The sequence below is a fragment of the Pseudomonas putida genome (assembly GCA_041071465.1).
GTDB classification, from domain to species: Bacteria; Pseudomonadota; Gammaproteobacteria; order Pseudomonadales; family Pseudomonadaceae; genus Aquipseudomonas; species Aquipseudomonas putida_P.
The window spans coordinates 5,894,255-5,907,349 of record CP163498.1; the positions used below are offsets into that span (position 1 = coordinate 5,894,255).

Here is a 13,095-nt window from a genome sequence, read left to right on the forward strand (position 1 = left end):
AGGCATACGTGTCACACACTACATCCCCGCCGCGCACAAGCGCGTGGACTGGGCCGGCCTGGGCTGGCTTCTGCTGTTCTTCTGGTACTTCTCCGGCGTCACCCAGGCGTTGTTGCTGTTCAGTGGCACCACCGGCTTTGCCGGTTTTCGCGATGCGTTCTTCCTCAGCAGCCTGTGGCTGGCCCCGGTGCTGCTGCTGCCCCGCTTCACCCGCGCCACGGCGGCTGTCATCGGCCTGGTATTGTGGGCCGCATCGCTGGTGGGCCTGAGTTACTTCGGCATCTATCGTCAGGAGTTCTCGCAAAGCGTCATCTTCGTGATGTTCGAGTCCAACACCGCCGAGGCCGGCGAATACTTCAGCCAGTACTTCAGCGTGTGGCTGGGCCTGGCGCTGCTGCTGTACACGCTGGTTGCAGTACTGCTGTGGAAACGTGTACGCCCCGTCAGCTTGCCCCTGCGCAGCCGCCTGCCGGTGGTGGCCCTGTTGCTGGTGGCCAACCTGGTGTACCCGTTCTACAAGCAGATGGTCACCCAGGAACGCAACTTCGCCGATGCCGCTGAAAAAGTGCAGCAACGCATGGAGCCCGCAGTGCCTTGGCAACTGTTGGTCGGCTACCGTCAGTATCGCCAGCAACTGGACAACATGCAGGACTTGCTGGCCCAGAACGCCGCATTGCCCCCACTGCAAAACCTGCGTGACAGCAGCGGCACCGCGCCGCGCACCCTGGTGCTGGTACTGGGCGAGTCCACCACCCGCGAGCACATGCACCTGTACGGCTACAACCGCGACACCACGCCCAACCTCGACGCGCTGGCCGCCAGCGACAAGGGCCTGACGGTGTTCCGCGACGTGGTATCGCCACGCCCGTACACCATCGAAGTGATGCAGCAGATCCTCACCTTCGGCGACGAGCAGAACCCGGACCGCTTCCTCACCGACCCGTCGCTGATCAACCTGATGAAACAGGCAGGCTACAAGACCTTCTGGATCACCAACCAGCAGACCATGACCAAGCGCAACACCATGCTCACCACCTTCTCGCAGCAGACCGATGCGCCGGTATACCTGAACAACCAGCGCAACCAGAATGCCAGCCAGTACGATGATGTGGTGCTGGCGCCGTTCGAGAAGGCCTTGCAAGACCCTGCGCCGAACAAGTTCATCATCGTGCACCTGCTGGGCACGCACATGGACTATCGCTTCCGCTATCCCGACGACTATGCCCACTTTACCGACAACACAGGTGTACCCGGCCAGCTGACCGCGGACCAGGTAAAAACCTACAACTTCTACGACAACGCGGTGCGCTACAACGACTATGTGGTGTCGAGCCTGATTAAACGCTACTCGGCCGGCAACCCCAATGGCTTCCTGGTGTACCTGTCCGACCACGGTGAAGATGTGTACAGCTCCGGTGACCACGACCGCCTGGGGCGCAACGAAGGCGCGCCGACCCGGCCGATGTACACCATCCCGTTCCTGCTATGGACCTCGCCCAGCTGGCAGGCCGAGCACCCACGCGACTTGCAGGCGATGGCCAGCCGCCCTTACAGCAGCTCGCACCTGATCCATACCCTGTCCGACCTGGCCGGGCTGAGCTATGACCGCTATGAGCCGGCCAAGAGCCTGGTGAGCCCGCAGTTCGTGGCAGCACCGCGCTGGATCGGTGACCCGTACCGCAAGGATGGCTTGCGCGAATTCGACCACCTGCCGATGGACAAGGCTGCAGGCTTGCAGCAGGCGGCCAGTAATGGCGAAGAGCAGAACGGCAAGCGCTTGAACTGATGTTTTTTGGTTGAGATCGTTGGGGGCGCTTTGCGCCCCTTGCGTCACAATGGGCCGCAAAGCAACCCCAGGGCCTTAAGCCTTACATCACATAAATTAAATTTAAATTGATTTTAAATTACGTGTGCGCGACGCTCTGCTCATTCCCTTGGCCCGCAGAGCAGCCCCATGTCCACAGCTCCCCGCGAAACCCGCAAGGACGGCGCCGTCACCCGCACCCGCATCCTTGAAGCCGCTGGCGAACTGTTCGCCGCGCTTGGCTATGCCGAAACCAGCAACAAGGCCGTTGCCGCCAAGGCCGAGGTCGACTTGGCCTCGATCAACTACCACTTTGGCAGCCGCAACGGCCTGTACCTGGCCGTGCTCGACGAAGCACGCCAGCGTTTCCTCGACCTCAGCGACCTGCAGCGCATCACCCAAGGCAACCAACCACCCGCGGACAAGCTGCGCGTGCTGGTAGAGCTGGTGGTGCACAAAGCCACTTCAGCCCGGGACAACTGGCACCTGCGGGTACTGGCCGCGGAAATCCTCGCCCCCAGCCCCCATGGCCAGGCGCACCTGCAGGCGGCAGCGCCGTTGCGGCTGTCGCTGCTCAAGGCTCTGTTCAGCGAAATCAGCGGTATCCCTGCAAGCGACCCCGCCCTGACCCGCTGCATCCTCTGCGTCACGGCGCCCTGGGCAATGTTGTTGATCGGCCCGCGCGGTGGCTCTGGCGCGCTGCACGAGATTCTGCAAATGCCGGCCGACGCCGTTGCAGCGCAGTTGTACCGCTTTGCCCTGGCAGGCCTGCTGGATGCCGGCCAACAGCATGCCCAGGCCCACGCCACACACCGTTGAGGTCAGCCCCGTGCAACCGATATCCACCGATACCTCCCCCGCCGCAACGGACGCGCAAACCTCCATCCCACTGCTGCTGGCAGCCCTGATGCTGGTGATGTTCCTGGCCGCACTCGACCAGACCATCGTATCGACCGCGCTGCCCACCATCGTCAGCGACCTGGGTGGGTTGCGCTGGCTGTCCTGGGTGGTCACCGCTTACCTGCTGGCCTCCACGGTGGTGGTGCCACTGTATGGCAAGTTCGGCGACCAGTTCGGCCGCAAGCGTGTGCTTCAGGTCGCCATCGTGGTGTTCCTGCTGGGTTCGGCGTTGTGTGGCGCAGCGCAGACCATGGCCCAGCTGATTGCCTTTCGTACCCTGCAGGGATTGGGCGGTGGTGGCCTGATGGTGGTGGCGATGGCCGCGATCGGCGATGTCATCCCGCCCGCCGAACGTGGCCGCTACCAAGGCCTGTTCGGTGGCGTGTTCGGCCTCGCCACTGTGGTCGGGCCACTGATCGGCGGTTTCCTGGTCGAGCACCTGTCCTGGCATTGGATTTTCTACATCAACCTGCCGCTGGGCCTGTTGGCGCTGTTGGTGATCGGCAGCGTGTTTCGCCCGCATGTGGCCCTGGTGCGGCATGAGGTGGACTACATCGGTGCATTTTTCCTCACCGTGGCACTGGGTGCCCTGGTGCTCATCACCAGCCTGGGCGGCAGCCTGCTGGCGTGGCAGTCACTGGACATGCTGTGCCTGTCGCTGTTCGCCCTGATCGGCCTGGTCGGTTTCGTCCTCGAGCAACGCCGCGCCGCAGAGCCGATCATGCCGCTGCACCTGTTCCGCCACCGCACCTTCGTGCTTGCCGGGCTGATCGGTTTTATCGTCGGGGTATCGCTGTTCGGCGCGGTTACCTTCCTGCCGTTGTACATGCAGGTGGTGAAAGACGCCACGCCGACCAGTGCCGGGCTGCAGATGCTGCCGTTGATGGGTGGCCTGCTGGTGGTGTCGGCGATTACCGGGCGACTGATCAGCCGCTGGGGCCGCTACCGGGTTTTCCCGATCCTTGGCACCCTGCTGCAAGTGGTTGCCCTGGGCCTGCTGAGCCGGCTTGAGCTGGACACGCCCATGGCGCTGATGAACCTGTACATGGGCCTTTTGGGCGCCGGCCTGGGCATGGTCATGCAGGTGTTGATCCTGGCGGTGCAGAACAGCGTCGAGCCGCGCCATATGGGCGTGGCCACCTCCGGGGCGACCTTGTTCCGCTCGATTGGCGGCGCCATCGGCGTTTCGCTGTTCGGCGCGTTGTTCTCGCATGCCCTGCTAGGCGGCCTGGCCAGCGATTTCGCCGCCAGCGCCGGTGGCCCGGCGAGCCTTTCACCAGCCGCCGTGCACGCCCTGCCCGCCGCCCTGCAACACAGTTACCTGCTGGCGTTTTCCGGGGCGATGCATGGCGTGTTCATGCTGGCTGGGGGATCACCAGCGTGGCCTTCGCACTGTCCTGGTTGCTGCGCGAGGTGCCGCTGCGGCGAGCCTGAGCAAAGCGCCGATAGCCCCACAGGGCAACCAGCAACACCAACGCCCCGGCCGCCAACGCCACCTGGAAACCGGCGCTGGCGCCCAACCCGTCGACCACCTGCCCTGACGCCACAGCGCCCAATGCCACGCCAACATTCAAGCCGGCCAGCAGCCAGGTCATGCCTTCGGTCAGTTGGCTGGCGGGCACCAGACGCTCCACCAGGGCCATGGCCACGATCAGGGTTGGTGCGAAAAACAGCCCGGCCAGCAACACGGCAGCAGCCAACCCGAACAGGTTGCCTGCCAACAGTAGCGGCACGGTACTGGCCGCCGTCGCCAGGCCGCCGAGCAACAACAGCCTGTGCAAAGGCGCCGCCAGATTCACGGCACCGAACAGCAGGCCCGCCGCGCACGAGCCAATGGCATAGCACGACAGCACGACACTGGCTGCCGCCGGCATGCCGGCCTGTTCAGCGAATGCCACGCTGACGATATCGACGCTGCCCACGATCACGCCCATGGCCACCATCAACAGGACCAGCAGGCGCACGTCCGCCTGAGCGATCACCGCAACCCGCTGGTGGCCGGTCGAGTCATCAGCCTGCAGCGGGGGTTCGCTGCCCGTTTGCACGACCAAGGCGAATACCCCGATGGCCAGCAACAGCGCGGCGGCCAATGGCCCGGCCTGGGGCAGCAAGGCCACGCTGAGCCCGACCGACAGGGGCGGGCCGGCGATGAACGTGACCTCATCGAGCACCGTTTCCAGCGAAAAGGCACTCTGCAGCTGTGGCGTATCGCGGTACAGCGCCGTCCAGCGCGCCCGTACCATTGCCGACAGGCTGGGCATGCAGCCGGCCAGCGCTGCAGCGGGGAACAGGCACCAGGCCGGCGCCTGCCAGGTGACGCACGCCAGCAGCAACAACAAACCGGCCACGCTCAGCGCGGTGGCGGCCGGCAACACGCGGCGCTGGCCATGGCGATCGACCAGACGGGAAACCTGTGGCGACAGCAGTGCGTAGGTCAGCACGAACGTGGCCGCCACCGCTCCGGCCAGGGCGTAGCTGCCGTGCAGTTGCGCGAGCATGGTGATGATACCGATGCCGGTCATGGGCAACGGCAGGCGGGCCAACAGACCAGCCAGGGTAAAGCCAAGGGTGCCGCGTGACTGGAACAGCGCGCGGTAGGTCGTGAACATGGGTCGACTCTCCTTATCGAACGAAAGCACACTTACATTCATTGCGTATGATTAAAACCCTATTATCATACGCACTGAATGTAAAGCACTGGGTTCGCAGGAGACGCTCCCACAACGGCTCTATGTAGGGTCAGGCCACAGGCGAACAACTACCCCGCCCGGCACTCCCCCGCACCGCCTCGGCCAGTTTGCGAAGGTTGGCCTGATGCGCATTCACCAGGCTGGTGATGCTGTTGTCAGCCGCAGTCTGCACCGAGGTGCGGCAGGTCAGCTCAGCCTGCCCCGCCACCTTCAGGCGCCAAACGGCCTCCAGCGAGGCGTAACGCCCCGGCACGGTGTCGAAGCGCTGCACATCCACCCGCAAAGCCGCCTTGCCGCCGCCCGCCGGGCCACCCAACTGGTCTTGCAGGGCGCTGCGGAACTCATCCACCAGGTTGGCCCCCACCATTCCGTCTCAAGGATGGCCAGGCCGCTCTGCCCTTCGCGTACCACCAACTGTGGGCGGTCGACCTGGGGCGGGACGACCACCCTGACCACCTGGATGCGCTGGCCACTGTCACGCGCCGGCTCACTCGGTACCAAGGTGTGGTAGTTGTTCGGCGTACTGCTGCAGCCCCCGAGCCATACCAGCAGGCTAGCCACACAAACATTGCGTAGTCGTTGCATCGGCTGTCTCCTCAGGGCTCAAGGTCTGCGGGCCCGGCCGCTTTCGGCCGGCCACGAATCAGTGACTCGGGGTGGCGGCCCAGGTAATCGGCAAGGTCACGCAGCGAACGTGACATGCGTTCCAGCTCATCCAGTGTTTCGCCCATTCGCTCGCGCTGCGGCGAGTCCTCGGAAATGGCCGAGTTGGCGGTGCGCAGGGTCTTGTGCACTTCGTCCAGCGCCACTTTTACATCCGGCAGTGTCTGGCCATTGAATTGCTTGAGGCTGGCGCGCAGCTCACGCAGGCTGCCGTCGAGGTTGCGGCGATGCTTTCCAGCGGCAGCTTGGCAATGCGTTCCACGACCCGCTGCAGCTGCTCCTGCAACTGCTCCAGGCTACCCGGCAACGTGGGGATGATGATGGGGTTGGCGGCCATGTCGAAGGCGACTTTGGGGGCATCGGGGTAGAAATCCAGGGAAATGAACATCTGCCCAGTGATCAGGTTGCCGCTGCGCGCCTGGGCCCGCAGGCCATGCTCGACAAACGTGCCGATCAGCTCCCGCGCACCATCCATGTCGCCTTCGGTGTGCTTGAACACCGCCAGCATCTTGCGGTGCACCGGCCCCAGGCGCTGCGGGTAGATTACTGCATCCACCACTACCGGGAAGGTCTGCCTGGCGGCGTCGTAATCGAGCTGAATAGAGGTAACACGCCCAAACTCCACACCCTTGAACTCCACCGGCGCACCCACCGACAAGCCGCGCATGGCCTGGTCGAAGCGCAGTTGCAGGTACTGCGCCTGGCCGTGGGGAGGGGCCAGCGCCAAGTCGCGGTCGGCAAATAGCTGGAAGCGGGCCTGGTCGGCAGCTGGCTCGGCTTGCGGGGCGAAATCGGGCGAACCAAAGGCCAGCCCCCCCACCAGGATCGATGATAACGACTCGGTATCGACCTTCAGCCCGTTGGCGCCAATCTGCATATCGACACCACTGGCATTCCAGAAGCGCGTGTCGGCGGTGACGAAGCTGTCGTAGGGGGCTTGCACGAACACGCCAATCTCCACGCCCTTGCCATCGTCCTGCAGCGCAAAAGAGACCACTTCACCGACCGGGATCTTGCGGTAGTAGATCGATGAGCCGACATCCAGCGAGCCCAGATCGCTGGCGGTAAGGACAAAACGCTTGCCCTTTTCGTCATAGGTGATCGGCGGCGGCAGCTCCAGGCCGACGAAGGACTTTTCCGGCACTTTCGACTCACCGGAATCAGCCCCGATGAAACTGCCCGAAAGCAGCGTGTCCACCCCGGAAACCCCGCCTACGCCGATGCGCGGTCGCACCACCCAGAAGCGCGCGCCCTGGGTGGCAAAAGAGCGGGCATCGTTGGACAGCTGCACGTTGGCCACCACGCTCTTCTTGTCCTCGGCCAGGTCCACCGTGGTCACTTCGCCAATCACCACGCTGCGGTATTTCACCTGGGTCTTGTGCGCCACCAACCCCTCCCCGCTGTGGAAGGAAATGGTGATCACCGGCCCTTGCTGCATCCAGTTGCGTACCACCAGCGATGCGCCGATCAGGATAGCCAGAATCGGCACGATCCAGACCAGCGACACCCCCAGCGCCGTGTGCGCACGTCAACCTGACCTGTACCGTCGCGCTTGTCAGTCTGTTGCCCCATCAATGCGGCCTCCCTCGTTGGCATGGCTATCCCAGATCAGGCGTGGGTCGAAGCTCATTGCAGAGAACATGGTCAGCACCACCACCATGCCAAAAAACAGGATACCCACCCGTGGCTCGATGGTGCCCAGCCCGCGCAGTTGCACCAGCGCCGCCACCAGCGCCACCACCATCACGTCGAGCATGGACCAGTAGCCGATCAGCTCGACGAAGCGGTACAACTGCGAACGCTGTCGGCAAGCCCAGGTGGAACCACGCTGGGCGGTGTACAGCAGCAGGCCAAGGGAGAAAAACTTGATCGCGGGCACACCCACGCTGGCAATGAAGATGATCAGCGCAATATCCCAGGCCCCGGCTTCCCAGAATTCCAGCACACCACCGCCAATGGTGCTGTCGCTGCCACTGCCGAGCATTTCGGTGTGCATCACCGGCAGCAGGTTGGCGGGGATATCGAACACCAGCGCCGCCAGCAGAAACGCCCAGCCACGGCTGATGGCATTGCTCTTGCGTCGGTGAATGGCCGCGCCGCAACGGTTGCAGGTGTGCGCACCGCCACTCATGTCGCAGGCCTGGCCGCAGCCATGACACAGGCACAAGCCAAGGTCGTCTGCGTTGGCCGGGGTTGTCATACCTGCTCCCACAAGTCGCGGATGTCCTTGCCGGCAATATGGATGATCAGCATGCTCAGCGCGGCCAGCGCCAGCAGGCCGATACCGGGGATTACATCGAGCAACCCCGCCAGTTTGATCACCGCCACCATCGCCCCCAGCAGGCACACCTCCAGCATGCTCCACGGTCGCAGGCTTTCCAGGCCACGCATGCACAGGGCAAAACCGGGGGCACGCTGGCCGGCCAAGGCAAAACTCAACACCCAGCACAACAAGGCAATCTGCAACAGCGGTGCGAAGATGATCGACAACGCCATGACCAAGGCGATGAAGGTGATACTGCCGTGGCTGAGGATCTGCACCGCGTCCCACAACGTCGCCGAATGGGTTAGCCCCTGCATCCCGATGGTCATGACCGGGTAAGCATTGGCAAATACCAGCAGGACGCCACCGGTCACACTCAACGCCAGCCGCTGCTCGATGGTGAGCGACGTATGCCGGTACAGCACGCCGCCACAGCACGGGCACAGGGCACGCTGGTGCTTGAGCAATGGCACACGCTGGTACACCGTGTCGCAGTATTCGCAAATGATCAGATCTTGGGGCTGGGTCATGTTGGTTCCCACGGATAGACCTGCAGGCAGCACCTACGTCAGCAAGCCTAGACGGGAAAAGCGCAATGCGTCAGCGGGTGTGCCCATCGTCGCAAACCTCCGGGCAACGGCTGCCCGGAGGTTAGCCCAGCGCTACTCGAGCAACTGCTCCAGGCTTGGATCACGCATTACACGCTGCACGGGCTGCTGTGCGGCTTTGCCCGGCACCGACATCTTCAACTTCATGCTGGCCACTTTGGCGCAGGCATTGCTGCCGTCCGCATAGATACCGCTCATGTCGCACTTCCACTGGTAGAAGTTCACCAGGCCACCCGACATCTGCAAGCTGTAGTCGGTACTTTGCGTACCTGGGGTGAAGGCGTGCCCCGCCGGGATGTTCTGGAACCATTTCATCCACTCGGCGGAGCCCGGTTTCGGTGGGTTTTTCTGGAACAATGGGTTCATGATCGCCACCTGCGGCGCCTCGGCGGTGGCGTGGCAGCTCAGGCAGGAGCTGTTGGGGTTGTCCACCGGCCCATTGAGTCGACCGTTCCAACCCAGGTGGGTAGGCGGCAGTTCACGGGTATCGGCGTTGATGGCGGTCTGTTGCAGTGCCTTGTTGATACGGGTCTGGGTGGGCTGTGGGTTAGTGTAGTCATTGCTGGTCACCTGAGGGTCGTTGCCCCACATCACGCCCACCGGCACCAGGTTGTCCCAGCTGGCCTTGCCGCTCATGGCCCCGTTGTACTGGAAGGTACCGAAGATCCACCCGGTTTCGGCAATACGCGTGTCGCGCACGGCTACGTCCATCTGGATCAACGCCACGTCCTTGAGCTTGCGGTTGGCCGAGGTGAACGTGTCTGTGATATAGCCCTGCCACAGCACCGGGTTGGCCAGAAACGGCACCGTGCTGCGGTCGATGTCGGCGAACAGCGCCTTGCACACCACCGTGCCGTTGGCAAAGCTGTTGGGTTGGGCGGTATGGCTCGGGTCTGGGTTGTTCGGGTCCTTCCAGACTTGCCCAATGGTGTAGGCGCCAATGTCGTTATAAATCCCCACGGCATAGGTTTGACCGGTGGCCGTCTGCGTGCTGGCCAGTTGCTTGACCTGAATCTGCGCCTCCTTGGTCAGCCCGTGTATGCCCTCACGCCCCAGCGGGCCGTAATGCTGCCACGGCATGTGGTACCACTGCCGAACCTTGTTGTGCTGCACATACCAGTCAGCCTCGACGTTGCCCTCCAGGCAATAGCGCTTCGCAGCCTCCATGTACGGGCGCCATGTCTCGAAGTTGTTGTCGCGCTTGGCAGGCAACTTGCCGAAGAACGCCGGCACGCCATTGGGCGGTGACGTCGGATAGTTTTGGCTGAGGGTAAATTTGGTCCCTTCGTAACTGTCGGGTGGCGCGTAGCCATAGTCCGGATAGGTACCGGCCTGTGCGGCGAGGCTGTACAGTGTGGCCGTCATGGCCAGTGTGGCAAGTGTTCCTTGGGGCTGGTTCATCGATGATCTCCTTGATCGGCTGCACTCCTGGCATCGACAGGGCGCGTGCCCATGGCGGATGCAGGGACTCCTTTATTGTTTTTGGGCCGAGTTCGCCCGAACGCGGCCGGCTGTCACGGGTGAGTGAATGGCGTGTGGCGCACCTCCCTGCCGGCTTTTTGCCGAGCGAACGCGTACATCCCAGGCCGTTTGGCCAGGGTTGATCGAAAGCGTGTGTAAACGGAGTGTGCGCAGGGGGGTATGCGGGCTGTGCCGCGTGTCGACTCCTGTCGAGCGCTTGCCGTTCTTCCTTGCTATCAGGTGTAGGCGAAACGGCAAAAACTGCCAGCCGTTTGGCATGCCGAGCCGATTTCCGGTCGTTTTGCCTATCACCGTCTTACCGCCGAACTATTCTGTGAAGCGGGCTTTCCGCCCAGTGGAGGTGTGCCATGCGTACGTTCACGTGGAGTTACCTGCTGCTACTGCTGTGCGCGGCATCGGCGGCCCAGGCGCAGTCGGTGGTGCCGCTCAAGGGCCAGAGCAGCCAGCAGATGCAACTGGATATCAACGATTGCAATACCGTCGCCAGCAATGCCGCGAACAGCACGGCGACGTCCAGCGACCCGCATGTCGGTGGACGGGTACGCGGTGCGGCCGCGGGTGCCGCCGCCGGCGCGGTAGGCGCGCAGGTACGCGGTAACCAGCACGACGAGCTGTATGACCGGGTAGGTGACGACGCCAAGCAGCAGTACCGGCAGAACCGTGCCGGCGAAGTGGCCGCCGCCGGTGCCGCGGTCGGAGGCATGCGCCAGCGTCAGGACCGGCGTCAGGACAGGCGCAGCCAGGACCAGGCAAAAACCCAGGCCCATGCCAGCGCCTACAGCGGCTGCCTGCAGGGGCGCGGCTATCAGGTCAACCCCTGAGCAACCGGCACGCCATGCCCCTGCCGGTGAGGCATGGCGTGCTCAGCTTCAGAACTTCGCCAGTTCTTCCCGACAAAACTCCACGAACAACTGCGCAGGCTTGGTCAGCTGCACGCGCTTCAACCACGCCGCAGCCAGCCCAGAAAGCGCCACTGGCTCGGTAATGTCCAGCATTGCCAAGCGCTGCCCGTCGTAGGTGTACTCCGTGTGCGGCCGTGTGACCAGCAACGAAAAACCAAAGCCCTGCCCGACCATGCCGCGCACCATCTCGATTGACGGCGAGCTGAAGACGATGTTTGGCGTCAGCCCCATTTCGTTGAACAGGCTGACGAAATAGGTGCGGCTGGGGGCCACGTCCAGCAAGATCATCGGCTCCGGGCACAGGTCGCGCAGCGACACCTGGGCCTGGCCGGCAAAGCGGTGGTTTTCCGGCAGCAGCACATAAGGCTTTTGCGGTGGCATCAACGGCTCGGCCTCGATGGTGCCATCCAGGTCGTGGTCATAGAGAAACGCCAGGTCGAAGGTACCGGCGGTCAGGCCCTGGATCAGGTCCTGCTGCTCGCCGTCGCGCAGGCGGATATCCACGCCAGGGTAGCGTTGACGAAAGCCGGCGATCAAACGAGGCAGGTACAACGGTGCCACGGTTTCGAAACAGCCGATATCGATCTGCCCGGCCACGGTGTCGTTGTCGGCCAGGGCGTTCTGCTCGAACTCGTGGGCCATCTGTAGCAGCGCTCGGGTCTTGGCGTAGAAGCGCTTGCCGCTGGGCGTCAGCGACACGCCTTGGGCGTGGTGGCGGATGAACAGTTGCACGCCGAAGCTTTCTTCCAGGCTCTTGATGGCGGTGGAAATGGACGGCTGGGCGATGTACAGCTGGCGCGAGGCCTCGGCAACGCTGCCAGCCTCCACGGTGGTAACGAAGTACTTGAGTTGTCGCAGGGTATAAGCAGCCACGGGCACCTCATTGACGCCTGTCGGCGCTGGGATCATGCCTGACACTTTACCTCTCGCGAACGCAAAGTGGGGGCTGGGTGATGAAGGATTTACCTATGGCTTGAGCAGGTTTTTGTGGGGGGGGGGTGCCCTGCACCCCTCCACGTCGGTTCACTCGAACGACGCTATCATCACGCAGTCGTCACCTACCATCTTGTAGCCTGCCTCGCATTGCAATCCCACGGAAGTGGTGACACTCCGCTTGCGCCTGGAAAGGCTTTCCGGTTGTTGAGCATTGTCCTCTAGCGACGCTTCAGAGGTATCGGGCAGTTGATCCATGGGTTCTTCTTGCATGGTGTTCACTCCTGGTTTGAATTGTGTTGCCCGAACAACTTAAATGCTGGCGTCTGCACCAACCCATTTGGAAACACCCTCACGGCAGGCCCACAGCGAACTGGTTAAATACCCCCAAACGTCTTTACTGATACCCAACGGCATCAGGAACACGGTGTACGCCTATGAAGATCGTGGTCACCAGCATTCTCGTCGACGACCAGGCCAAGGCTCTGGCCTTCTACCACTACGTACTCGGTTTCGAGCCCAGGCACGACATCCCCATGGGCCGGCACCGCTGGTTGACCCTGACTTCGCCCAATGACCCCAATGGCGTCGAGCTGCTGCTGGAACCCGACGCGCACCCGGCCGCCAAAACCTACAAGGCCGCGCTCAAGCAGGACGGTATTCCCGCCACCTCGTTCGGCGTACGTGACATCCAGGCCGAATACACCCGGCTGTGCGCGGCGGGCGTGCAGTTTACCCAACCACCCACCAACATGGGCCCCGTCACGGTGGCCGTGTTCGATGACACCTGTGGCAACTTGATCCAGATCGCCCAGAAACACTGAAAGCCCCCAACCTAAGCGCACCAATA

At 63.1% G+C, this 13,095-nt stretch carries 10 protein-coding genes and 3 pseudogenes; 5 read left to right on the plus strand and 8 right to left on the minus strand.

Annotated features, from left to right (window positions below):
- The first annotated feature begins 4 nt into the window (after positions 1-4).
- From AB5975_27025 to AB5975_27035, 3 genes and pseudogenes are all read left to right on the plus strand, one after another.
- Entirely contained in the window at positions 5-1,786 is a 1,782-nt protein-coding gene (locus AB5975_27025) for a phosphoethanolamine transferase CptA (GenBank protein XDR23043.1), read from the plus strand.
- Positions 1,787-1,954: 168 nt separating this feature from the next.
- A complete protein-coding gene (locus AB5975_27030; protein XDR20067.1) occupies positions 1,955-2,623 on the plus strand; it encodes a TetR/AcrR family transcriptional regulator in 669 nt (222 codons plus the stop codon).
- A 97-nt stretch (positions 2,624-2,720) separates the two neighbouring features.
- Positions 2,721-3,899: pseudogene (locus AB5975_27035) on the plus strand (MDR family MFS transporter).
- 160 nt (positions 3,900-4,059) lie between these two features.
- Here AB5975_27035 and AB5975_27040 read toward each other — a convergent pair.
- The 6 genes and pseudogenes from AB5975_27040 to AB5975_27065 all read right to left on the minus strand — a co-directional run bounded on the left by AB5975_27040 (position 4,060) and on the right by AB5975_27065 (position 10,329).
- Positions 4,060-5,313, minus strand: coding sequence for an MFS transporter (locus AB5975_27040; protein XDR20068.1), 1,254 nt, complete (start codon positions 5,311-5,313; stop codon positions 4,060-4,062).
- Positions 5,314-5,443: 130 nt separating this feature from the next.
- Positions 5,444-5,979, minus strand: a pseudogene (locus tag AB5975_27045) (membrane integrity-associated transporter subunit PqiC).
- An 11-nt stretch (positions 5,980-5,990) separates the two neighbouring features.
- Positions 5,991-7,629: pseudogene (locus AB5975_27050) on the minus strand (intermembrane transport protein PqiB).
- The gene (locus AB5975_27055) at positions 7,613-8,257 is read right to left on the minus strand and encodes a paraquat-inducible protein A (protein ID XDR20069.1); all 645 of its coding nucleotides are present in this window, start codon (positions 8,255-8,257) and stop codon (positions 7,613-7,615) included. Before AB5975_27055 ends, AB5975_27050 begins: the two are co-directional and overlap by 17 nt.
- Positions 8,254-8,850 carry a paraquat-inducible protein A gene (locus AB5975_27060; GenBank protein XDR20070.1) on the minus strand — a complete coding sequence of 199 codons (597 nt, stop codon included), beginning with the start codon at positions 8,848-8,850 and terminating at the stop codon, positions 8,254-8,256. The genes AB5975_27055 and AB5975_27060 overlap by 4 nt, the downstream gene beginning before the upstream one ends.
- Before the next feature lie 132 nt (positions 8,851-8,982).
- Entirely contained in the window at positions 8,983-10,329 is a 1,347-nt protein-coding gene (locus AB5975_27065) for a hypothetical protein (protein ID XDR20071.1), read from the minus strand.
- Positions 10,330-10,757: 428 nt separating this feature from the next.
- Here AB5975_27065 and AB5975_27070 point away from each other — a divergent pair, with 428 nt between their 5' ends.
- The gene (locus AB5975_27070) at positions 10,758-11,231 is read left to right on the plus strand and encodes a YMGG-like glycine zipper-containing protein (GenBank protein XDR20072.1); all 474 of its coding nucleotides are present in this window, start codon (positions 10,758-10,760) and stop codon (positions 11,229-11,231) included.
- Positions 11,232-11,279: 48 nt separating this feature from the next.
- Here the strand turns inward: AB5975_27070 and AB5975_27075 are convergent, their stop codons facing one another.
- A complete protein-coding gene (locus AB5975_27075; protein XDR20073.1) occupies positions 11,280-12,185 on the minus strand; it encodes a LysR family transcriptional regulator in 906 nt (301 codons plus the stop codon).
- A gap of 150 nt (positions 12,186-12,335) precedes the next feature.
- Positions 12,336-12,518 carry a hypothetical protein gene (locus tag AB5975_27080; GenBank protein ID XDR20074.1) on the minus strand — a complete coding sequence of 61 codons (183 nt, stop codon included), beginning with the start codon at positions 12,516-12,518 and terminating at the stop codon, positions 12,336-12,338.
- 164 nt (positions 12,519-12,682) lie between these two features.
- Between AB5975_27080 and AB5975_27085 the strand changes: the two genes are divergently transcribed.
- Positions 12,683-13,069: a VOC family protein gene (locus tag AB5975_27085; GenBank protein XDR20075.1), complete on the plus strand. Its 387-nt coding sequence runs from the start codon at positions 12,683-12,685 to the stop codon at positions 13,067-13,069.
- Positions 13,070-13,095: the final 26 nt, after the last annotated feature.

Excerpts from the sequence above, each read along its gene's own strand:
- AB5975_27055 (XDR20069.1), bottom strand. The coding sequence starts at position 8,257 with ATGACAACCCCGGCCAACGCAGACGACCTTGGCTTGTGCCTGTGTCAT.
- AB5975_27065 (XDR20071.1), bottom strand. The coding sequence starts at position 10,329 with ATGAACCAGCCCCAAGGAACACTTGCCACACTGGCCATGACGGCCACA.
- AB5975_27070 (XDR20072.1), top strand. The coding sequence starts at position 10,758 with ATGCGTACGTTCACGTGGAGTTACCTGCTGCTACTGCTGTGCGCGGCA.
- AB5975_27030 (XDR20067.1), top strand. The coding sequence starts at position 1,955 with ATGTCCACAGCTCCCCGCGAAACCCGCAAGGACGGCGCCGTCACCCGC.
- AB5975_27060 (XDR20070.1), bottom strand. The coding sequence starts at position 8,850 with ATGACCCAGCCCCAAGATCTGATCATTTGCGAATACTGCGACACGGTG.
- AB5975_27040 (XDR20068.1), bottom strand. The coding sequence starts at position 5,313 with ATGTTCACGACCTACCGCGCGCTGTTCCAGTCACGCGGCACCCTTGGC.
- AB5975_27080 (XDR20074.1), bottom strand. The coding sequence starts at position 12,518 with ATGCAAGAAGAACCCATGGATCAACTGCCCGATACCTCTGAAGCGTCG.
- AB5975_27085 (XDR20075.1), top strand. The coding sequence starts at position 12,683 with ATGAAGATCGTGGTCACCAGCATTCTCGTCGACGACCAGGCCAAGGCT.